The 23,007-nt window shown below is 42.3% G+C and carries 20 protein-coding genes; 6 read left to right on the plus strand and 14 right to left on the minus strand.

What is annotated here, in order from left to right:
- Positions 1-603, minus strand: coding sequence for a TIGR00730 family Rossman fold protein (locus ACN6OV_RS10045; RefSeq protein ID WP_427952564.1), 603 nt, complete (start codon positions 601-603; stop codon positions 1-3).
- Between the two features lie 155 nt (positions 604-758).
- Here ACN6OV_RS10045 and ACN6OV_RS10050 point away from each other — a divergent pair, with 155 nt between their 5' ends.
- Positions 759-1,775, plus strand: coding sequence for a CorA family divalent cation transporter (locus tag ACN6OV_RS10050; RefSeq protein ID WP_427952566.1), 1,017 nt, complete (start codon positions 759-761; stop codon positions 1,773-1,775).
- 107 nt (positions 1,776-1,882) lie between these two features.
- Here ACN6OV_RS10050 and ACN6OV_RS10055 read toward each other — a convergent pair whose 3' ends face one another.
- From ACN6OV_RS10055 to dxs, 8 genes are all read right to left on the minus strand, one after another.
- Entirely contained in the window at positions 1,883-2,170 is a 288-nt protein-coding gene (locus tag ACN6OV_RS10055; protein ID WP_427952568.1) for an STAS domain-containing protein, read from the minus strand.
- 12 nt (positions 2,171-2,182) lie between these two features.
- Positions 2,183-2,818 (minus strand): MlaC/ttg2D family ABC transporter substrate-binding protein, encoded by a 636-nt coding sequence (locus ACN6OV_RS10060; protein WP_427952570.1) that lies wholly within the window; start codon positions 2,816-2,818, stop codon positions 2,183-2,185.
- A gap of 16 nt (positions 2,819-2,834) precedes the next feature.
- Positions 2,835-3,512 carry an outer membrane lipid asymmetry maintenance protein MlaD gene (locus tag ACN6OV_RS10065; RefSeq protein WP_427952572.1) on the minus strand — a complete coding sequence of 226 codons (678 nt, stop codon included), beginning with the start codon at positions 3,510-3,512 and terminating at the stop codon, positions 2,835-2,837.
- Positions 3,512-4,291: a lipid asymmetry maintenance ABC transporter permease subunit MlaE gene (gene mlaE, locus ACN6OV_RS10070; protein WP_427952574.1), complete on the minus strand. Its 780-nt coding sequence runs from the start codon at positions 4,289-4,291 to the stop codon at positions 3,512-3,514. The genes ACN6OV_RS10065 and mlaE overlap by 1 nt, the downstream gene beginning before the upstream one ends.
- Positions 4,288-5,103: an ABC transporter ATP-binding protein gene (locus ACN6OV_RS10075; protein WP_427952576.1), complete on the minus strand. Its 816-nt coding sequence runs from the start codon at positions 5,101-5,103 to the stop codon at positions 4,288-4,290. The genes mlaE and ACN6OV_RS10075 overlap by 4 nt, the downstream gene beginning before the upstream one ends.
- 401 nt (positions 5,104-5,504) lie before the next feature.
- On the minus strand, positions 5,505-7,322 hold the full coding sequence (locus tag ACN6OV_RS10080; protein ID WP_427952578.1) for a DEAD/DEAH box helicase: 1,818 nt from the start codon (positions 7,320-7,322) through the stop codon (positions 5,505-5,507).
- Between the two features lie 456 nt (positions 7,323-7,778).
- Positions 7,779-8,609 (minus strand): inositol monophosphatase family protein, encoded by an 831-nt coding sequence (locus tag ACN6OV_RS10085; protein WP_067762939.1) that lies wholly within the window; start codon positions 8,607-8,609, stop codon positions 7,779-7,781.
- 112 nt (positions 8,610-8,721) lie between these two features.
- The gene (gene dxs, locus ACN6OV_RS10090) at positions 8,722-10,632 is read right to left on the minus strand and encodes a 1-deoxy-D-xylulose-5-phosphate synthase (protein ID WP_427952580.1); all 1,911 of its coding nucleotides are present in this window, start codon (positions 10,630-10,632) and stop codon (positions 8,722-8,724) included.
- Positions 10,633-10,943: 311 nt separating this feature from the next.
- On the opposite strand from dxs, the gene ribA reads away from it, so the two are divergent.
- Positions 10,944-11,546: a GTP cyclohydrolase II gene (gene ribA / locus ACN6OV_RS10095; RefSeq protein WP_427952582.1), complete on the plus strand. Its 603-nt coding sequence runs from the start codon at positions 10,944-10,946 to the stop codon at positions 11,544-11,546.
- Positions 11,547-11,625: 79 nt separating this feature from the next.
- Here ribA and hemN read toward each other — a convergent pair whose 3' ends face one another.
- A complete protein-coding gene (gene hemN, locus ACN6OV_RS10100; protein WP_427952584.1) occupies positions 11,626-12,999 on the minus strand; it encodes an oxygen-independent coproporphyrinogen III oxidase in 1,374 nt (457 codons plus the stop codon).
- Between the two features lie 248 nt (positions 13,000-13,247).
- Between hemN and hemF the strand changes: the two genes are divergently transcribed.
- The 3 genes from hemF to aroE all read left to right on the plus strand — a co-directional run bounded on the left by hemF (position 13,248) and on the right by aroE (position 15,529).
- Positions 13,248-14,189 carry an oxygen-dependent coproporphyrinogen oxidase gene (hemF, locus tag ACN6OV_RS10105; protein WP_427952586.1) on the plus strand — a complete coding sequence of 314 codons (942 nt, stop codon included), beginning with the start codon at positions 13,248-13,250 and terminating at the stop codon, positions 14,187-14,189.
- A 215-nt stretch (positions 14,190-14,404) separates the two neighbouring features.
- The gene (locus tag ACN6OV_RS10110; RefSeq protein WP_427952588.1) at positions 14,405-14,629 is read left to right on the plus strand and encodes a hypothetical protein; all 225 of its coding nucleotides are present in this window, start codon (positions 14,405-14,407) and stop codon (positions 14,627-14,629) included.
- Between the two features lie 111 nt (positions 14,630-14,740).
- Positions 14,741-15,529 carry a shikimate dehydrogenase gene (aroE, locus tag ACN6OV_RS10115; RefSeq protein WP_427952590.1) on the plus strand — a complete coding sequence of 263 codons (789 nt, stop codon included), beginning with the start codon at positions 14,741-14,743 and terminating at the stop codon, positions 15,527-15,529.
- Positions 15,530-15,576: 47 nt separating this feature from the next.
- Here the strand turns inward: aroE and ACN6OV_RS10120 are convergent, their stop codons facing one another.
- Positions 15,577-18,060 (minus strand): hypothetical protein, encoded by a 2,484-nt coding sequence (locus tag ACN6OV_RS10120; protein WP_427952592.1) that lies wholly within the window; start codon positions 18,058-18,060, stop codon positions 15,577-15,579.
- Between the two features lie 232 nt (positions 18,061-18,292).
- Here ACN6OV_RS10120 and ACN6OV_RS10125 point away from each other — a divergent pair, with 232 nt between their 5' ends.
- Positions 18,293-20,116 carry an acyl-CoA dehydrogenase C-terminal domain-containing protein gene (locus ACN6OV_RS10125; RefSeq protein ID WP_427952594.1) on the plus strand — a complete coding sequence of 608 codons (1,824 nt, stop codon included), beginning with the start codon at positions 18,293-18,295 and terminating at the stop codon, positions 20,114-20,116.
- Between the two features lie 121 nt (positions 20,117-20,237).
- Here ACN6OV_RS10125 and ACN6OV_RS10130 read toward each other — a convergent pair whose 3' ends face one another.
- From ACN6OV_RS10130 to ACN6OV_RS10140, 3 genes are all read right to left on the minus strand, one after another.
- A complete protein-coding gene (locus ACN6OV_RS10130) occupies positions 20,238-21,050 on the minus strand; it encodes a hypothetical protein (protein ID WP_427952596.1) in 813 nt (270 codons plus the stop codon).
- 115 nt (positions 21,051-21,165) lie between these two features.
- Complete coding sequence (locus ACN6OV_RS10135; RefSeq protein ID WP_427952598.1) at positions 21,166-22,407, minus strand: CsgG/HfaB family protein; 1,242 nt, start codon at positions 22,405-22,407, stop codon at positions 21,166-21,168.
- Positions 22,401-22,781, minus strand: a complete 381-nt coding sequence (locus ACN6OV_RS10140; protein ID WP_427952600.1) for a hypothetical protein — start codon at positions 22,779-22,781, stop codon at positions 22,401-22,403. The genes ACN6OV_RS10135 and ACN6OV_RS10140 overlap by 7 nt, the downstream gene beginning before the upstream one ends.
- Between the last annotated feature and the right edge of the window lie 226 nt (positions 22,782-23,007).

A 23,007-nucleotide genomic window follows, 5' to 3' on the forward strand; every position in this document is an offset into this window, starting at 1 on the left:
TTATTGATCCATTGCTACCAAAAATTCGGTTTTTTCCACCATGCCCCATTTCGGTTCTGGTGCAGCAAAATGCTTAAACTTTTCGACAATCGCTTCAATATTATCTTCAGCCACCAAACTATCAATAAAGCGCTGATGGGTAAAACCTTTTTCTGCGGTGAGCGTTAAAAATTTCAATAAATCGTCATAAAAACCGTCTACATTCAAAAATGCACATGGCTTTAAATGAATCCCCAACTGTGCCCAAGTCCATTGTTCAAAAATTTCTTCCAATGTACCTGCACCCCCCGGAATTGCCACAAAGCCATCAGCCAATTCGGACATCTTGGTTTTACGTTGCTGCATATCTTCAACAACATGTAACTCAGTTAAATTGGGATGGGCCAATTCTTTATCCACCAACACCCGTGGAATCACCCCAATGACCTTCCCACCAGCTTGTAATGCACAATCCGCAACCACCCCCATTAAACCAGAGCGACCACCGCCATAGACCAGCGTAATATCTTGCTGAGCCAAATAACGCCCCACATTTTGTGCGACATTTAAATACACAGAATCTTTACCTAAAGCAGAACCACAGAATATTGCGATCGATTTCATTTATAATCACCATCAAATCAGCAGAGCGAAACTGGAAAAATCAACTTTAACGAGATTTTTTCATAAAATAAGCTTTCGAACAGTGTTTTTCAGCAAATCCTTGTCTAAAATACACCCATTCATTTTTTACATACTGCGCAGGGGGAAAAGACAACATGCTTGAAGCCTTTTATGCCACAGAGCGCGGTAGCCTGGAAGATGCCACCATCAATGGCGACTTTGATTTACATCAGGATTTAGTATGGCTCGATCTCATTGCTCCATCTCAAGAAGAGCAGCAATGGATTATGGATGCCTATGAGCAAAATTTACCTACGTTAAAATCGTTGGAAGACATTTCATCGAGTGCTCGATTCTACCGTGATGATGACGGTATTTTGCATATCAGCACCTATTTTTTAACCAAAAATAAAAACTTTCAAGTCGATGGCGAACCTGATGAAGAAAACTCAGGTGCCCTCGCCACAGTGCAAACCGTTGCCTTTATTCTACATAAAGAACGCTTATTTACCTTAAGGGGTGAAAAATTAGTGGCCTTCCGTGCCTTTCGTGCACGCGCCCGTCGTAATGACTATGAAATCGACTATAAAGATCCAACTTGGGTGTTATTAGGTTTATTGGAAGCGAAGCTTGATGAGCTTGCGGATATCTTGGAAGATATCCACAAGGACTTGGAAAAGTATTCCACAGAAGTGCTGAATAACCGTCATCGTGAAATGATTCTCGACCTTGACGACATGATTACCCGACTGGCGCACTTAGAAGATATGCTCGGGAAAGCGCAGCTCTGTCTGATCGATTTACGCCGCGTCCTCACCTTCTTGTCACGTCCACGTGCTTTAGGTAGTCATATTTACGATGCAGATATTCGAGAGCTTAGTGAAGACGTGCGCTCACTGGTCGAACACGATGCCTTCTTGTTCCAAAAGGTTCGATTCCTCTTGGACACTACTTCTGGATTCATTAATACCGAGCAGAATGACACAATTCGTCGATTCTCAATTTTACCCAGTATGCTTGCACCGCCCATGTTGGTGGCCAGCGTGTATGGCATGAATACCGATGTCTTGCCTTTTGCACAAGGCACGACCAGTTTCGTTATTGTCAGCTTGATTCTGATTGCTTTCTTTATTGGCCCACTGATTTACTTCCGTTGGAAGAAATGGATTTAATAAGCAAGCTTTGAAGCACAGCCTCAAAGCAAAGCGCAAGAAACGCTCCAAATTTGATAAATGCCTATTTACAATCAATAAAAAAGCACCTTTCGGTGCTTTTTTATTTAGATCAGCTGCAAGTCATCTTCTAAATGACAAGCTTGAATAATCTTCATCATTTTTTCAGGTACAGCTTTAAACTGTAAGCCTTGCGTATTTGGTGTTTGACGTAGCCAGCGCACCAATACCGCAAGGGCCAAAGTACTCCCTTGCTCAAGTTCAGCCAAATTCACCACCAATGGAAAATTTGACTGTTGTTGAATCAGCTGCAAACCAGTTTGATAATATTGCTCAGCATTTTCATAATCAATTTTGCCTGCAACAACCAACTCATGTTGATGAAGTTTAATCACGCATCACCTATCTTATTTTTTCTTGTCAATTGCCGCATCAGCATCTGGCTTAAAGTTGGCAATGGCTTTATCAATATCACCGCCATTACGTTTTACCGTTGCCGCAAACTGGTTACGGAATTGCAGACCTAAGTCGATGCCTGAAACGTTGATGTTACGGATTTTCCATTGCGAACCTTTGTCTGCCAACTGGAACGACACTGGGATTTTTTCGCCGTTGTTGTTGAAATCAATCGTCACAACGGGATTTTTACTGGTCGATGCTTTGTATGGACGCATGCTATAAGTTTGATTACTAAACTTCGCAAATGCTGAACCATAATTTTCAATCAAGGTTTCACGGAAATTACGTTCAAACTGTGCACGTTGCGCCGCAGAACTGTATTGATTGGTTGCATAAGTACCCATCACAATACGGGTAAATGCTTGTGAATCGATATAAGGGTCAAGGTTTTGACGCACAATGGCTTTTACGGCAGCAGGGTTATTTTGTAGCTTTGCACGATCCGCTTTTAAACGAGAAATTAGACCATCCGCAACTTTTTTAACAAATGCAGGTGGTGCTTCGCTTGGTGCAGCAAAAGCAGTACCCGCTATCATTGTTGATAAAATACTGGCTGTCAGCGTATGTTTTAACATTGTGTTCACTTTATTTCTCCTCAAATTATTCAACAAATGCAGGTTCTGCATCGGTTGCCTCAGCAGCTTCTGTTTTTGGCTCAGTCTCTGCTGTGCTGTCTGATTTGTTGCCCGCACCACCAGTCACAAATTTCGACACTAAATCTTCAATTTCCATTGTCCCTTGGGTGTTGCCAATTTGATCACCACGTTTTAGGAAGTTCACACCTCCACCTGGAACAATTTTTAAATATTTTTCACCCAATAGACCATTGGTTGCTACCATTATGTAAGCATCTTCATCGATATTGGTGATGGATTTCATGTTAGCAATCAGTTGCTGTTCCATTTCTTTTTGTTGCGCTGGTGTTGCTGCTTCATATTCAGCACTATAACGCAGCTCTTCCAAAGCATTTTCTTGGACTTGTTTTAATTGCTCTGGTGTATATGACGTTAAAGATCCATCCATCATTAAATGCGCAGTCACCAAGCGCGTCACTGGATCAAGTTTTAAGGATTCAACTTGTCCTACTTTCATCCCACTCAGGGTCACTTTGGCACGCGGTTTAATTCCGTTGACATTGTCAAAGGTTGCGGTTAACTCATAACTATCTTTTAAATTATTGCCCACTAAGCCACTGACTCGCATGGCCAAGAAAAAGAGTGCAATTGCAAATAAAATAACAAAAATCCCAACGGTCAGTTCACTCGTACGTGATTTCATTAAATACCTCCGAACATGACCGCAGTCAACACGAAATCTGAACCTAAAACACACAACGAAGAGTACACCACAGTACGGGTTGTCGACGTTGCAATACCCTCTGAAGTTGGTACACAGGCATAGCCCTGATACACCGCAATCCAGGTACAAATTAATGCAAATACAAAACTTTTGATGATGGTGCCGTTAAACACATCTTTATAAAACTGCACGCTGTTCTCGATGCCGCCCCAATAAGAGCCTTCATCTGCACCCAGAAAATCGACACCCACCAATTTACCGCCCATGATCCCAACCGCAGCAAAAATCACCGACAGCATTGGCAAGCTAAAAACACCGGCCCAGAGTCGTGGTGAGATCACCCGTTTCAACGGATCAACGCCGATCATCTCCATACTGGACAATTGTTCAGTGGCTTTCATTAAGCCAATTTCGGCAGTTAAGGCAGAACCTGCACGTCCCGCAAACAGCAAAGCGGCAACCACAGGCGCCAATTCACGCAGTAAGGTTAATGCGACCGCAGTGCCTAACATGGCTTCACTACCAAAGGTCGACAAGATGCTATACATCTGCAAACCGAGGACTGAACCAATAAATAGACCTGAAACCACAATGATCAATAGTGACAGCACACCGACGCGGTACATCTGGTAAATAAAGAGTTTTACCCCCAATAGCGTCGGCATGGAAAATAGGATTTGCAGCAACATCATGGTTGCCACACCAATACCTTCAACACGTTCAATAACGCGTCTACCTAAAGCGGCAATAGCATTCATGAACGTACCTCTTTTAAATAGGGCTGACGACTAAATTGATAATCTACAGGACCTTCAACGGAACCAGTCAAGAACTGCTGCACAAATGGCGAAGCATTCGCTTGCAGCTGCTCAGGTGTCCCCTCACCTTGTACTTTGCCTTCCGCCACAACATAAATGTAATCAGCAATCGATAAGGTTTCAGCCACATCATGCGACACAATGATCGTGGTTAAATCCAAAGCTTCACGCAAAGAACGGATTAAACGCGTCAAGACGCCTTTGACAATCGGATCTTGTCCAGCAAAAGGTTCATCGTACATGATCAATTCGGGATCCAGTGCAATCGCGCGTGCCAATGCCACACGACGATTCATCCCGCCAGAGAGTTCTGACGGCATCATCTGTTCTGCGCCACGCAAGCCGACTGATTCCAGTTTTAATGCCACAATTTCTGAAATGAGATGCTCGGGTAATTTAGTATGAGCACGAATCGGGAAAGCGACATTTTCATAGACCGACATATCGGTAAATAACGCGCCACTTTGAAACAACATGCCCATACGTGCACGTGCTGCAAACAATTCTTGGCGTGACATTTGCGCAATATCTTGACCATCCAGCAAGACTTCGCCTGAATCAGGAGTTAATTGCCCCCCAATTAAACGTAGTAAAGTCGTCTTACCTGTGCCTGAAGGCCCCATAATTGCAGTAATTTGACCACGACGAATTTTTAAACTGACATTTTCATAAATGACGCGTTCCCCTCGTTTAAAACTCAGGTTTTTCACTTCAATCAGTGCCTGAGTCTGAGAAGACGTTTGATTATTCATAGCTGAGGATTTTCCTGCATTTTTTCAGCATGCATACTATAAAGGATTGAAGTTTAAAATGTTACCTCTGCATGCACAGAGTTCCCTGCATTCCATCAGGTAATTTGTTTTTTATTATTAATAAGAATTTTTAAGAAAGCAGCAAAATGAAGGTAAAACGTATTTAGTTCCAAGAATGATAGATATAGTAAACGATATTACATAAGAATAGAGTTAAGCCCATATAAGGCATAAGTACCTTGATCATCACCGTACGCCAAAAAGATAAATCATTATTCATAATTATCATTAAACCTATAAAGTTTGATCAAGTATACATTTTTTTGGTTAAAAATCTAATTTAATTCCATAAAAAAAACCGGTGTTTCCACCGGTTTTTTGATATTTCTTTCGAAATTCAATTAGTCATTGAATTTACGGCGTGGGCGATCTTCACCCACAGTACGCTGCTCACCACGTGGTTTATCATCGAAGCTACGTTTTGGACGGTCATCACCGAAACGCTTTGGACGATCATCAAATGAACGTTGCGGACGGTCGCCATTGAATTCGCGACGTGGACGATCTTCACCAAATGAACGTTTTGGACGATCGCCAAAACCGTTTTCACGTGGTTTGTAATCTACACGATTACCACGATTGTCATCGTTAGAACGGCGGTCAAAACCACCTTCACGGCGTGGACGATCGCTATTAAATTCGCGACGTGGACGATCTTCAAAACCGCCTTCACGACGTGGACGATCGCTGTTAAATTCGCGACGTGGACGATCTTCGAAACCGCCTTCACGACGTGGACGATCATTGTTAAATTCGCGACGTGGACGATCTTCAAAACCGCCTTCACGACGTGGACGATCATTGTTAAATTCGCGACGTGGACGATCTTCGCCACCGAATGAACGACGTTCGCCATCACGGCTGCCTTCACGACGTTTGAAGTTTGATTCACCTTCAAAACGACGACCGCCACCGAAACCACCACGACCACCGTCACGGCCACGGCCACGACCACCGTCACGACGACCATCACGGCTACCACGTGCAGGAGGTGGAGATGGCTCAAGACCTTCAATTTCAGATACATTTAAACGTGCATCTAAGAAGTCTTCTAAAGCACGGATTTTACCGCGTTCACGGTAAGTCGCTAAAGTAATCGCGTTACCTGTACGGCCCGCACGACCTGTACGACCGATACGGTGTACATAGTCTTCGTTCTTCATTGGAAGACCGAAGTTAATTACGTGAGAAATTGTTGGAACGTCAAGACCACGTGCAGCAACGTCAGTTGCAACTAAGATTTTTGCACGGCCTTCACGGATGCTGCGTAAACGACGGTTACGTACAGTTTGTGGCATTGCACCGTGAAGTGCTACAACTGAAAGACCTGCTTCAGCTAGCTCTTCAGCCAACATATCAGTATCTTCTTGAGTTGAAGCAAATACCACAGCTTGGTCTACATCTTCAGCGTTCAACCAGTGTGTTAATAATTTTTTCTTGTGCTCGAAACCATCAGTCCAATGAAGAGTCTGAGTGATGTCGGTATTTGTAGAGTGACCAGTTTCAATTGCAATACGTACTGGATCATTCATCATACGTTCTGCAAGCGTAATAATACGGCCAGCAAATGTTGCAGAGAACATCAATGTTTGTTTACGGTTCGCCGCTAAATCACTGATTGCTTCAAGGTCTTCAGAGAAACCTAAGTCAAGCATACGGTCAGCTTCGTCAACGATCAACGCATCAACGTTGTCTAATTTGATTTGACGACGGTTCACAAGGTCAAGTAAACGACCTGGAGTCGCCACAACAACTTGTGCACCTTTAAGCTGTTGGATTTGCTTACCGAAAGGCATACCACCCATGATCGCAGCAATACGAACACCTTTCATGTGACGTACCAAAGCAATCGCGTCTTGGCTCACCTGTTGAGCTAATTCACGTGTTGGGCAAAGCACAAGAATTGACGGTGCAGTTACCGCTTTCATGCGCTCTTTGAAAGACATCAATGTGTCTTGTTCAGCCAAAGCATTCACAGTTGGGAGTAAGAATGCAGCTGTTTTACCAGAACCTGTTTGGCTTGATACAAGAAGGTCATTGCCTTCTAATGCAGCCGGAATAGATTGTTCTTGCACTGGAGTTGGTGTAGTAAAACCTAAACCTTGTAGTGCTAGTTGTAACGACTCATGTAAAGGAAAATCAGCAAAAGTTTTGCTCATAGAGTATTTCACCCGGAAAATGGGTGCTCCATTAAAAATAATAAATTCAGATGGACATCGGCAAAAAGCGGCACAGCAATAAACGCTGAAAATATAGAATCAGCGGCGATCCGAGAACGACGATGCGTATAACGCACACATGATTACAGCCGCAACCTGAAGGAATCGCTTAGCGATTGGGTGGGGCGCGAAATATCGTCCTCTCTTTGGACCGGACGCGCATACACAATGATAGAAGAGAATGTTCAGGTAATGAACGAAATTTAGTGCGTGCGGCGATTATAGCAGAAAGTTTTTAAATGTCACCTGTTTTAGTCAACTTCAAATTATTTATTTGTAAGTTTCCTTTCGTTACAAGGCTTTGACTGTATTTTTTTGACCATTTAGACAAAATAAAGCCCTCTCATGGAGGGCTTTATTTCATTATTCCATCAATAAACTCGATCTGGAGTTCTATTATTTTGCAGCTTCACCCCAAGCTGGAACTACAGCTTGCATTAATGGTTTAAGCATTTTCATAGAACACGCAAGTACTTGACCATTTTCCATAGAGTCATTACCACCACGCGCATCAACCACAGTACCGCCCGCTTCTTTCACAATCAACTCACCTGCAGCGATGTCCCATGGTTTCAAACCAAGTTCGAAATAACCATCAAAGCGGCCAGCCGCAACATAAGCCAAATCCAATGCAGCAGAACCCGTACGACGATATTGCGCACCCGCTTCAGTTACATTTAACAATGAATTGAAATGATTTTTCGCATAAGAAACCACTTCACCATTACGAATTTTGCGATACGCATGACCCACTGAAAGGAAAGTATTTTCTAAGCTGTCTTTTACATTTACACGAATACGGCGTTGGTTCATCATCGCGCCACGGCCACGACTTGCAGAGAACAACTCATCTTTCACAGGGTCATAAATAACACCGTGTTGAGTTACACCTTTATGTTGAACTGCGATAGAGATACAGAAATGCGGAACACCTTGAACGAAGTTTAAAGTGCCATCAAGTGGGTCAATGATCCAACACCAATCAGCGTCGTGACCTTTACCTTCTTGTAGACCAAACTCTTCACCAAGGAAGCTGTGATTTTTATAACTTTTACGTAGGGTATCGATAGCCAACTGTTCCAAGTAACGGTCAACACGCGTTACAGGACCATCAATTCCTTTTTCTTCGACTTGTAGATCGAGTTTATGACGATTTTGATGCGCTTTTAAAAGCTCTTGACCAACTAATTGAGCCGCACGCGCAGCCATAACCACCATAGGTTCCATTGAACACCCACTACAAATTTGAAGATACTGATAAAGAATAATGCATGAAAGCCCTTATATCTTATCAAATATAAGGGCTTTTAGGGAAAAAATGTTTCTAAAAATTAGAAATTCAGCAAACTGCTGTTTGTGTGCATTTCAACCAGCTCTGTTCTATTGACGCTGCGATACCTGCTGCATCCAGACCTGCTTGTTGCAACATTTGACTATGCGTGGCTTGATGCATGTACTCATCTGCAAGACCCAAGTTTAAAATTGGTTTCACAATAGTCGCCTGTGCTAAATATTCATTCACAGCACTGCCCGCACCGGCCATTATTGCATGTTCTTCAACCGTCACAAACAGTTGAGTAGAGTCCGCAATTTGATCAATCAACTGGGTGTCCAGTGGTTTTACAAAACGCATATTGATGACACGAACAGCAACATCAAGTTTTTCTGCAAGTGCTTGTCCTGCGTCTAGTGATGCTTGAACACGACTTCCAAATGCGAGAATTGAAATCGTTGATTCTTGTGCCGTATTAAAGCTAGCAAGGATTTCACCACGACCAATTTCTAGTTCCATCATCTCTTGCTGAATTTCAACACCCAAACCATTTCCACGTGGGTAACGCACAGCTGCCGGACCTTTATATAGATAAGCCGTATGCAACATTTGACGACATTCATTTTCGTCTTTAGGTGCCATGATCACCATATTCGGTACGGTACGCATAAAGGCATAATCGTACGCGCCTGCATGCGTTGGGCCATCTTCACCGACCAAACCTGCACGGTCGATAGCAAAAGTGACATCCAAGTTTTGCAACGCCACATCATGAATCAGTTGATCATAGCCACGTTGTAAAAAGGTTGAATAGATTGCGACAACTGGTTTTACTCCTTCGCACGCCATACCCGCGGCAAGTGTCACTGCATGTTGTTCCGCAATCGCGACATCAAAAAAACGCTCAGGATATTGTTGGGCAAATTTCACCATACCTGAGCCTTCACACATGGCTGGGGTAATTGCCAATAAACGGTCATCTTGTGCTGCTTCATCACATAGCCATTGACCAAATACTTCTGAATATTTTGGCGCAGTGACCACGGCAGCAGGTGCATTAAGTTTACCAATCGCGTGATATTTAATTTGCTCTGCTTCCGCAGGTTCAAAGCCTTTGCCTTTTTTGGTATAGATATGCACCAAACGCGGGCCTTTACGTTTTTTTAACGCCTCAAATACATGGGTCAATTGCGTTACATCATGACCATCAAATGGGCCAAAATAATCGAAACCAATGGCTTTAAATAGGTTATCTGCCGCATCGGTGGCTGCACAGTGTAAACGTGAGTTATACGCCCATTCTGGATGGGGTTGAATATAGACTTCACCATCTTCAGAAATATTTACCGATTGACCGCTTTCCCAAATCGCAGCCAAATGCTTAGCAAAACCACCGGTACTACATGAAATCGACATATCGTTGTCGTTCAATACCACCAATAAATCAGCATCATGTGCAACTGCATCATTCATGGCTTCAAAGGCCATACCCGCTGTCATGGCACCATCACCCACAATGGCCACCACATGACATGGATCTTGTTTAAAGCGACGTGCTAAAGACATGCCTAAGCCTGCTGAAATTGCAGTTGACGAATGCCCAACACCAAAGGTGTCAAATTCAGATTCTTCACGTGCAGGAAAGGCTGCCAAACCATCTTTTGCCCGAATGGTGACCAATTGTTCACGACGACCGGTTAAGGCTTTATGTGGATAGGCTTGATGGCCCACATCCCAAATCAGACGATCATCTGGCGTATTAAAACAATAATGTAGTGCGACAGTGAGCTCGATCACCCCAAGATTGGCACCAAAATGCCCACCACTTTGTCCAGCTGCATACAAAATGAACTGACGTAACTCATCTGCCACTTGGTCTAATTGGCTGCGCTCGAGCAAACGAAGTTGTTGTGGATAATTTACAGTATCCAGCAACGGTGTTACAGGGCGTTGAGATGGTATTTCTTTATACAGCATAATGTGGCAAAGCCTTCTAAAGCCTGGCAAATTCCTAAGCTCGGTCTAAATGGGTAACTCGATCATATCGTCGAATTGTATCACCTTACAATCAGCCAAACTTGTAGCGATGTAATTTTTAGCAATGATCTCGTTGGGGAGATTTTGAATGAGTCAGATTATCCTGAATAATCTTCCTATTTATCAACTATTATCGTTCGCTTTATACAAAAAAGAAAATGTTCTGCATAAATTCATCGTTGCAATTCTACCAATGTCCAAGCATTACGCTATACTTTAGCCAATTTATAATCGAATAAACGGGTTAAGCAGTGCCTATAGAATTTGTCGCAACGTCAAGATTACCGACCGCTTTTGGTGAATTCAATATTACGGTTTTTCAGGATCCTGAAACCGGTGAAGAACATGTCGCACTCTCTAAAGGACTAGAACAAGCTCCCACTGAACCTGTTTTAGTACGTATCCACTCCGAATGCCTGACTGGTGATGCCTTCGCTTCACTCAAATGTGACTGCGGCCCACAGCTCCAAGCAACACAAAAATTAATTAATGAAGCGGGTCAAGGGGTGATTCTGTATTTACGTCAGGAAGGTCGCGGCATTGGTCTCACCAATAAAATCCGTGCTTATGCCTTACAAGATCAAGGCCATGATACCGTTGATGCCAACCTGATGTTGAACTTGCCTGCCGATGCACGTCGTTATGACATGTGCCCCATCATGTTGAATCATCTCAATATTACAGCCGTGCGTCTAATTACCAATAACCCGTTAAAAATTGAAGCACTACAAGAACAAGGGGTAAATGTGGTTGATCGTGTGCCCCTAACGGTCGGTTTAAACCCATTCAACGAACAATATTTAAAAACCAAACATGATCGCATGTCACACATGTATCAAAAGGATGATTTTTAAATTCATCGAATTCCCTGCATCTCTTATTGAAATATCCCTTCTCTCTTTGGGAGAAGGTTGAGATGAGGGGAATAAAAGCTTAAATCGTCATCGAGAAAATCCGATTTTCTGGCATGCGACGTTTTAATCTTAAATCAAAAGCCATACAGATATTGCGCACAAAAGGTTTGCCCTTTTCTGTAATACAGATGGACTGACCTGTAATCGTCAATAATCCATCGTCCTGCATTTCTTGTAGCTGTGCTAAGACCTCATCAATTTCAGGAAACGCCATATCCGCACTGTCCCATGAGGTACTAAAGGTACACATTAAATTCAAAATGTGTTTGCGAATGATCAGGTCTTCTGTACTCAATACATGCCCACGGTAAACTGGAATTTCATTGGCCTCTAAACGTGCATAGTAGTCTTCTAGTTTCTTTTCATTTTGCGCAAAGCTATACCAACTGTCGCTAATAGAGGATAGACCGAGACCAATCATCACTTGAGTTTTTGATGCAGTATAGCCCATAAAATTGCGATGCAAAGTCCCCTGCTGAAAAGCCTGATACATCCCATCTTTGGCCAAGGCAAAATGATCCATCCCAATTTCATGATAGCCATGCGCCAGTAGTTGCTTTTTGCCTTCTTCATAACATTGACGCTTTAAATCATCTTTTGGCACATCGGCATCTTTAAAACCGCGTTGCCCATTACCTTTAATCCAAGGCACATGCGCATAACTATAAAAGGCTAAACGATCGGGCATCAAACGGTTGGTTTGATCAATGGTATGTAAAACATCGTTTAAGTCTTGAAATGGCAGACCAAATACCAAGTCATGTGAAATCGAGTTATAGCCAATGTCTCGTGCCCATTGGGTCACCTGTTCTACATGTTCAAAAGGCTGAATCCGGTGAATGGCTTTTTGCACATTTTCGTTGTAGTCCTGCACCCCATAACTGACACGGCGAAAACCCAAGTCATATAAGGCTTGCAAATGTTCACGTGTAGTATTGTTCGGATGACCTTCAAAGCTAAATTCATGCTGATCTGCGACCTGCGCTTTGGCTAAAATCCCTTGAATCAATTGAGTCAAATGTTCAGGCGAGAAAAAGGTCGGGGTTCCCCCGCCCAAATGAATTTCCTTAATGATTGGTCGATCTACCAACAACTGACAATATAAGTCCCATTCTTTTAAAACGGCCTGAATATAAGGCTGTTCCATTTCATGTTTTTTGGTGACTTTTTTATGGCAACCACAGAAGGTACATAGGCTTTCACAAAATGGCAGATGGATATACAGACTGATGCCTTCCGTTTGATTGCTCTCATCGAAAGATCGTTTCAAACCCTGCTTCCAAAGTGCCAAAGAAAACTCAGCTTCTTCCCAATAAGGCACGGTTGGATAACTCGTATAGCGTGGGCCGGGCACATTATATTTTTGAATTAAGGAACTCGCCTGTAGAGACATAGATGCACCATTTCGATCAATCAATGAGATTCCATTTGAATCTCTCTGTGATTATTGTGCTGAGCTTCGTGATCGAATTCAACCAAGCAGCTTAGTCGGGATATTTCACCTTTACTCTAGCTACCCATAGCGTATTTTAAATTTTGAGTTATCTCACTGATGCCGAGTATCAGGAAATTTCCCTTAAGTTTTCAGCCAATTTATGCTTTGATGATGCTTATCTTCAAGTTTTTTTGATAAAGGTCGCCATGCAGAATCCAACTTCAGCAGATATACAACGTGTAGATGATTTCCTTCGAGATTTACAGGCGCGTATTTGTGCCGCATTGGAGCAGCAAGAACGCGCAGGTGGTGGCGATGCTGAATTTATCATTGATGATTGGGAACGTCCTGAAGGTGGTGGCGGTCGTTCACGTGTGCTGCAAAATGGTACTGTGATTGAAAAAGGTGGTGTGATGTTTTCACACATCAATATTTCCAAACTTCCTGCCTCAGCGACAGAACGTCATCCAGCGATTGCTGGTGCAAAAGCGCAAGCTATGGGCGTGTCACTGGTAATTCATCCAAAGAATCCAAACGTACCAACCTCGCATGCCAATGTACGTTTATTTGTTGCGGAAAAAGAAGGCCAAGACCCGATTTGGTGGTTTGGTGGCGGTTTTGATTTAACGCCGTATTATCCAAATGATGAAGATGTGTTGTCATGGCATCAAACCGCACATGATCTCTGTGCACCATTTGGTGATGAGTTGTATGCAGAACATAAAAAATGGTGTGATGATTATTTCTATTTAAAACATCGTGATGAACAGCGCGGTGTCGGTGGCTTATTCTTTGATGATCTGAATCAATGGGACTTTGAAACCTGTTTCCAATATATGCAAGCTGTCGGCAATGGTTATCTAGACGCGATTTTACCTATCTTCAAAAATAATCAGGATAAAGCCTATACCGAAGCACAACGTGACTTCCAACTTTATCGTCGTGGTCGTTATGTCGAATACAATTTAGTCTATGACCGTGGCACGTTGTTTGGCTTACAAACCGGTGGTCGGATTGAATCGATTTTAGTCAGCATGCCACCACTGGCAGGCTGGTCATACCGTCCTGAATGGGAAGAACATTCCGCTGAAAAAAGACTGACTGACTTTTATCTCAAACCACAAGATTGGTTAAACATTTTGAAATAATATAAAAAAAGCCTCTGACGTCAGAGGCTTTTAAAATTCAGTGACTTATATCTGATATGGTATAAATATGGTCATAAAAAATACTTGATCAGGCCATTTACTTTGTTATCAGAATCCTCAACAATGACACATGTTTGACACAGCTTTGCCCTACACTGTAAAGCTTCAGGCGATTACACTAATCGCTACACTTTTAGATACGGAGTATCACTCGTATGCCAGCTCAATTCGTTCATAAACCAAATATATTCAGCGTTGCTGCGCTGGTGTTTTGGAGTTTTGCTGTCGTGCTGGTAAGTGCGATCAGTACCAATATTTTTTCTGAAACATCACTACATGACAATTTAGCTATTGGCTTTATGGTGTTTGCATTGATTGGTCTGTTTTTTAGTGCCGCAACCATTTTAATCAAATGTATTTTAGACATTTGTAATCCTTAAAATTCCCTTCTATATTCAGGATTCAGGCTTTTCAAGCTGCCCGAACTTTAGCCAACCGAAAATTTGGCGTATATTGTCTGCTCTAATTCACTCCAACATGGACGCTGCACAATGAGCAAACAATTTGCCGTGATTGGCAACCCAATTGAACAATCACGTTCACCTGAACTTCATCATGCCTTTGCTCAAAAAACTGGCCTCGACATTCAGTACAGCAAACGACTTGCTCCTCTTGATGGTTTTAAGGACAGCGTAGAGCGCTTTTTTGCCGAAGGTGGCATTGGAATGAATGTCACTGTTCCCTTCAAAGAACAAGCTTATACCCAATGTAGCGTACTGACGGAGCGCGCTAAAATTGCCGGTGCGGTCAACACGTTATGGATGCAAGACGGTCAATTACATGGTGACAATACCGATGGCCAAGGCCTAGTTAATGCCATTCATGCCTTAGACTGGTCACTTGAAAATACCGATATTTTAATTATTGGTGCTGGTGGTGCGACCCGTGGCGTGATCTACCCCTTGGTGCAAGCTGGGGCGAAAAAAATTGTGATTGCCAACCGTACCCTTGCACGTGCCGAACAATTGGTCGCTGACTTACAAGCCGCAGTACCGAATGCTGAACTACAAGCGATTGCATTAAATGATTTAAATGGCGATTTTGATCTGGTCATTAATGCCACTTCAGCCAGCTTAACTGGCGATGCCTTAGTACTTCCTGAAAATCTGCAATTTAAATATGCTTATGAAATGGCGTATGGCAAACCTTCAAGCTTCCTTGATCAAGCCAAAGCTCGTCATGTACCGACATCAGAAGGATTTGGCATGTTGGTCGGTCAAGCGATTGAATCATTTTCAATTTGGAATGGGGTCAAACCTGAACTTAAAGATTTCCTTTAAATCTAAGAACATAAAAAGAACCTCGATTGAGGTTCTTTTTATCTACATTACTTCATGTGTTTTTGCACAATTTTATAGCTTTCATAATAAGCAGACTGACTGAATAAATCTTCATGCGCAGCCGTTAAACCATTCACCGATGCTTCCGACAATTTACCTTGGGTATCATCAACAAATGCTTTGGCATACACTTTTGCCACCTTCGCTAGCTCGGCCTTTTCGGCATCTTCAACATCATACATCGCCAAATATTTCTGCTGATAGAGCTGTGCAAATACCGCTTGCTTGGTTTTATAGGTTTTCAGCAACTGCTTAAACTCGTGCTGCGCTTTAATTTTCCCAATGCCCTCTTGCATATAATGCTTCACAGAAGAACCTAGATCATCAAAATCTTCATCGCCTTTTAACGCATGTTTTTCACGCAACTGATTTAAGCGCTTCAAAACATTACCTTTTGGCTTATCTAAATCTTCAAGGAATTGATAAGCGTAGACTTCTGAAATTTCATTTAATGCACTTGCAGAATAATATTTCACATATTCAGGACGATATGCCGCAAATGCAACAGCAAAAGTCGCTTGATAGGCTTTCAGCTCTGAATGATGACGTGCATAACTTTGTGCCGCAACGGTACTCAAATACTCAGGCATTTCGATAGAGTCTTGATGATTTGCATCATCAACAGATGCCGTTTCAGCTTCCTCTGCATACGGGTCTTGACCTGTAATTGGAGAAAGGAAGCCCTTCACCATATTTTCAAAGAGTGAACCTTTACTGACTTCTTCAATCGATTTGGCTTGTTTCAAGGCTTGACGATCAATCGGTGTGGCATTGCCATAATTCAAAATTTGGTTGGTACTTTTGAGATTCACTTTCCCAATACGTTGGTCAGAAAATACTAGGCTGTAATCCATATTTTGAACACGGCCTTTCTGATCTAAGCCAACATCTGCTACAAAACTTGAAGAGGCTTTATCTGTAGCATTCAGTGCTTGTGAAATCTCACGCTGGTGCTTTTGCCACAACTGTTGGAATTGCTGTGCATCAACCCGTTGTTCAGATTGGTATTGCTGGAAGATTGGTTTTAATTGCGCTACAGCATCAGCTGATTCTTGAGCTTCGGCCGCTTCAGCTTCCAATGTCGGTTCGGCCATGGAGGCTGTGTTGACTGGAATAACGCGAATATCTTGATAATCCTGACATAGCGTCACTTTACCAATCGGAACATGCTTGGTTTTTATCAGTGCCTGACAGATCTCTTCAGACAATTTTGCTGCACTTTCGCTCTCATCCTCTTCAGCTGCATAAGCCTCAGTTTCATCATCACGATATGACTCATCGCCATCAGAGGTTGCTACGGCATACGCGCTTTCCGCATCGACTTCATCCTCAGTCGCAGCATATTCACTTTCTGTGCTGTCAGCCTGTTCGTGATACGTCAGGCTCTGCATTTTCGTATTAACTACTTCATTCACACGCTCTACAGAGGTATATGCAGCATCAATTTCGTCTTCATCTAAATCGACTTCTGCAGCCGCTGCAGTTGCCGCTTCTGCCGTAGCATAGGATTCTGCAGCAGCTTCATTGGCTTCTTGTTCTGCATCTACTTCAGAATCAACAAAATTCCCGCCTTTGATTTGCTCGGTATAATAAATTTCATTCACATAATCAAATAATTCAAGCTGGGTATGTAAGGTTGCCATATCGCCAATAAAGCGAATCTTTTTAACAATCCCCGCATCTTTTTCGGTACGTGTTAACCCAACTGTTTGCAATTGGTTCGGCTCCGCCAGCGCATAAGGCACGACATTCATTTGCTTTAAATAATCGGCAAATTTCTTTAAATCAATTTGCTCTAATGTCGCTTTATGTTTAGAGAAATCGACATAAGCCAAGCTGCCTTGGCTTTCACGATTGACCATAAATGGCATAAACGCAAAATAGTTGGTATAGAACTTATGCTCATTAAAATCTACCACCATCGGCAACTGTGCATTGACTTGCAAAGTTGGTTTTTGATAGCTGAGCTGCAAAGTTAAGGCTGCGAGCTTTTGTCTAAAATGCACCGAACCACTATAACTAAACTGGAGATCATTCAATATATTAACTAAAGATTGTGTAATGTTAGCCTGTGGTGAACTGCTTTCGCCTTCCTCATCATAACGCCCTGAAGCTGATGCAGATTCATTGGCTAAAGCTTGATATAGCTGTTTTTTCTCTTTCTGGCTAAACGGGATATTTTGCGTTTTAATCAGTTGATCGAGCTGTTTTTTTAATTGCGGATCAAGTTCAGATTTTTTTTCTGCCAGTGCTTGAGGTTTTGTTTCAGCTTGCTCAGATTCAAACTGAATATCAGTTTGAATTGAGAACTGACCTTTCATGTCATAACTGGCATTTTCAAACATGGCATTTAAGCCATGGCTGGCTTGTTGTGCTAAAGTTTGACCTGACTGATTGGTTTTAATGACATGTTGAGTACACCCACTAATACTCAAACCCAATAAACAAAGTGTAATATATTTTAAACGCATAATATCCGTTGAAAACCCGTGTTCTTTATGATTTATTAAAAGAAAAATTTGATTAAAAATTCAATCAGGAGTCTAACAGAACTTTACTTTTCACCTGTTGATTTAATATTACAATTCGCCTTTCTGACATTTTTTTAAGGCGTATTTATCAATGTTTTTTTAACTAAAACTCTGAATAATCGAATTATCAATACAGATAATCCAAAAAAATTTCGACATTAGGATTAAGACTATGCCTGCATACAAAGCGCCTTTACACGATATTCGTTTCTTAATGAATGAAGTGCTCGATTACCCTGCGCACTACAAAACACTTTCTAACGGTGAAGCTGCAGATGCAGACACTGTTGATATGATTTTGGAAGGTGCGGCTGACTTTTGTGAAAACGTCCTTTCACCGCTAAACCAATCAGGTGATGAAGAAGGCTGTCACTTTGAAAATGGTGAAGTCAAAACACCGAAAGGTTTTAAAGCAGCTTACGACCAATTCGTACAAGGTGGCTGGCAAGGTTTGTCTTTCCCAGAAGAGTTTGGCGGTCAAAACCTGCCACAATCGCTCAACCTGATCAAATCAGAAATGATGGGTACCGCAAACTGGTCATTCCAAATGTATCCAGGCCTCAGCGTAGGCTGTATGAATACAATTTTACAGTTTGGTACAGATGAGCAAAAAAATCTGTATATGCCAAATCTTGTGACTGGTGAATGGTCAGGCACAATGTGTTTGACTGAACCTCAATGTGGTACCGACTTAGGTCAAGTTAAAACCAAAGCAGAACCACAAGAAGATGGCTCTTATGCTATTTCAGGTACCAAAATTTTCATTTCTGCAGGTGAACACGATTTAGCTGAAAACATTATTCATATCGTACTTGCACGCCTTCCAGATGCACCAGCAGGTACCAAAGGAATTTCGTTATTCATCGTGCCTAAATTCATGGTAAACGCAGATGGTTCAATGGGTGAGCGTAACCCGGTGACTTGTGGCTCAATTGAGCACAAAATGGGAATCCGTGCTTCTGCAACAGCAGTATTGAACTTTGACAATGCCATTGGTTACCTGATTGGTGAAAAAAATAAAGGCTTACATGCCATGTTCACCTTCATGAACACAGCACGTATCGGTACTGCGATCCAAGGGATTGCTCATGCTGAATTGGCCTTCCAAGGTGCACTACCGTATGCCAAAGAACGTATGTCAATGCGTGCACTTTCAGGTAAAAAAGATCCTGAAAAAGTGGCAGATGCGATTATTCACCATGCCGATGTTCGCCGTATGTTATTGACGCAAAAAGCCATCGCTGAAGGCGGTCGTTCAATGATTTATTACGCTGCACAAATTGCCGACAAAATGGCGGATGCCTTAACTCGTGGTGATACTGCAGCCTTTGAAGCACATGACGATCATTTAGGTTTCTACACCCCAATCCTCAAAGGTTTCTTAACTGAATTGGGTTATGAAGCGGCGAACCACGGTATGCAAGTTTACGGTGGTCATGGCTATATTAAAGAATGGGGTATGGAACAAATTGTTCGTGATTCACGTATCTCAACCTTGTACGAAGGTACAACAGGTGTTCAAGCCCTTGACTTGATTGGTCGTAAAGTGTTGCTCTCTTCTCGCGGCAAAGTAATTCGTGATTACACCGCTGAAATTTTAAAATTCTGTGGTCAACATGCACGTAATAAATACATGCGTCGTTTTGCATGGGACTTAACCAAGCTATGTGCACAGTGGAACGCGCTCACCGTTCGTATCATGCTGGCTGCACGTAAAGACCGTGACGTTGTGTCTTCCGCATCTGTCGATTTCTTGATGTTCTCTGGCTACGTGATGATGGCGTACTTCTGGGCGCAACAAGCGGCGGTGGCTTCTGAAAAATTGGCTGAAGGCAATGGCGCAGAAGTTCCTGAGTTCTATAAAGCCAAAATTAAAGTGGCTGACTTCTACTTTGAACGTATGCTGCCTCGCGCACAAGGTCATGCTGAAGCGATGGTGAACCCTTCGAAAACCATGACTGCGTTGGCTGTAGAACACTTTAGCTTTGATTACTAAGCAAAGAAATAGAATGTCTCATCCTTTTGATGTACTCATACAATAGGATGAGCATCAACAAAAATAAAGAACCTAACTTTCTGCTGAAAGTTAGGTTCTTTTTTAATTAATGGCATCGGATTTATTTTACAGTAACAGTAATGGTTCCTGTATTCGCAGCACCAATTGCTGTTGTAGTGATATTACCCAATGTATTATCAAATCCTGTGGTATTCACAGAAGCATCAATAGAACCTGAGTTAAAGGCAACGTTGGCAGCCGCATAATTACTTAAAGTGCTTGTCTCATATTCATAATGACTACCACTGATTGCAGAGCTCATTCCAGCCTCGCCCGCTGCTGAAAAATCGGTAGTATCATTTAAGTAATAATTACTCGCACTGCCACTATTGGCGCTGTGGTTAGCTTGACCACTGTGATTAGAGGCCTCATCAGATATACTATGATGCCACCCTTCAGAATACGCAGATTCTGCTGCTTGATGTGCTGATGCAGCTTGGTGTGCTGCTGAAGCCTGTTCTGCTCCCGATTCAGTATTCGTAGTCGCATTACTTACTGAATGTTTCACATAACCCGAAAGCTCTTTAGAAAATTCTCCTCCACTACCTGAAGTCCTATTACCTTGTTCAAGGGTGATGGTGCCATTATTGACTGCACCAATTGCTGTAGTTTTAATATCTCCCTGCAAATCATTTATAGACTGAGCATCAAATTCAAAAGGGCGGCTGCTCATATAAGAACCGTTGCCTGTTGTGTTCACGCTTGCGTCTACATCACCCGTATTCACAGCAAGATTCAATGCAACACCATTTAGACCTTGTTTGGATATTGCATCTAACGTATTTGTTAAATTGGTATCAACCGATACGACTGTACCTCCCGAACCATGACCACCGCCTGCCATAGCTACACTTGACAGACAGGCAACTGACACTGATAAGACGATTGTTTTAATTGACGTATTCATAATCATTTCCTTGTTTATGTTGAAATACTCCTCGCCAAGTACTTCTTTTATCGCCATAGGGGAGCGAGCCTATTAAGATTTTTTAATCACGCTGGGTTGTAGACCAATAGTTTTCAGCAACTGCTGGATTTACACTCCAAAGCTTTGGCAATTCCTCATCTTCTTTTTCATTTTCAACTTTTTTTAGATCTCCAACTTTCCCAACCTTAGTCTGCTTTAATGGGGTTGGCTGATCTTTACTGATATATTTAATGAGATCTTGTTTACTCATCTCAGGCTCAGCATCAGGGTCCTGAATCAAGTCAGATTCTTTCTGCTTAGGAGGCTGCGTATCTTTATTGGGTTTATCTGTTAATTTATTTTTATCCGTTACAGCCTTACCGTTATCGGTTAGATGGGCAGACTGATTTGGTTCTACGACAACAGCCGTTTCATTTGCTGAGGAAGTCTGCGGAACTATGTTTGCAGCTTGAGACTCTTGTTGCTGACTGGTTCGATACTTATGCAGCGCTACTGCGCTTCGGGTTAAATTGAGTTGTCCATATTCAGGCGGAATGACAGTTCGGCAGCTTTCAAATGCATTTGGTGGAATCACCTGACTTAACAGCTCAAAGGTCGCCAGATTCAACATTTGGCGTAAGGCAAAATTGGTCGCCTCACGCTCTCCTTTGCCTATTTGAATATTCAGCAAGGTATGTCCTGCAAATCGACCTGCATTCACCCCATAATCTTGCGCAACGATTTGCTTTTGCAGTGATACATTCGCCACCACTCGACTGGTACGCGTATCGGTGAGCGCTAAATCCAGACCGACCATAATCCGAGTTTGGCTATAGGTTGGCCCAACACCACCTATTTGCATATCAAAACCACCACCGGGGATGAAATCTAAGCTATTAATACTGCCCGTCACATAATAATTCGAAGCCTGAATATTTCTCGGATCGCGAATCCCCCACTTCGCCTCACTTTCAATAATGCGAGGATCACGTCGATTTAATAGGCTGACACCTGCTTGAAACAATGCAGACTGCACCATATCACCTGCACCTTGGGTGACCATTTTCCCAGTCCCCCCATCAGTGACTAAGTCTTTACCCGTCTGGTCTAAAATCGCACCAACAGAGAAATTCACATCATTACGCAACTGCCCTTTTAAACAAGATAAAGCCATATCAAAAGGGGTAAAAATATCTGTAATTGGAGGGCCCTGTACCAAAGCCACAGGTTTCTTATTAGAGGGTGCTAGTCCAGTACAACCTGTCACAACTTGACTTATAGCAATCACAACACCCAATGTTCCTTTCATTCGACAATTCAGCATAGCGTCGCTCCCGTTAGGGTCCCTAAATTAGGACATGCTTGACTGGCTTTATTGGTCGTCGAATTAACTTCGGCCTCATTCACCGCATCGCTAGAAATATCAACAGTGTTGTCTGAACCATTCAGATTAACGTTACTCGTAGATGAGTTGACTGTGCCGATCGAACTCGTCGATGTTGTATTGCTGTAAATTGTGGTTTTGCCTAGCCCATCATAATAATCAGAGTCCATGAGCTCAATGAGATTGGCTTGAGCCAAATGCTCTGCTGCTCGTGTTCTAGACGACTCCCAGCGTTGACTCCAAGCATCTGCCGCATAGGTATTATTTAGAATAATTAAACAACATAACCCTATATTGATTGCTAATATTTTCATAACCTTAACCATCCTTTTAGCCCATATTACTCTTACACTCTCAGCTTACTAAAGTTAAACTTCAATTTAATCTAAAATCATTAAATCACATAAAAAACAAAAACACCCAACCAACTTAAAACAAATAAATGAAAATAAAAACAAATAGAAGACATCTTATTGTTTTCTTTTTTAATGACTGAAACTTGGTATACCACCTTAAATGTAAAAAAAAATTTCAAACATT

The sequence above is a fragment of the Acinetobacter sp. genome (assembly GCF_050285345.1).
GTDB lineage: Bacteria > Pseudomonadota > Gammaproteobacteria > Pseudomonadales > Moraxellaceae > Acinetobacter.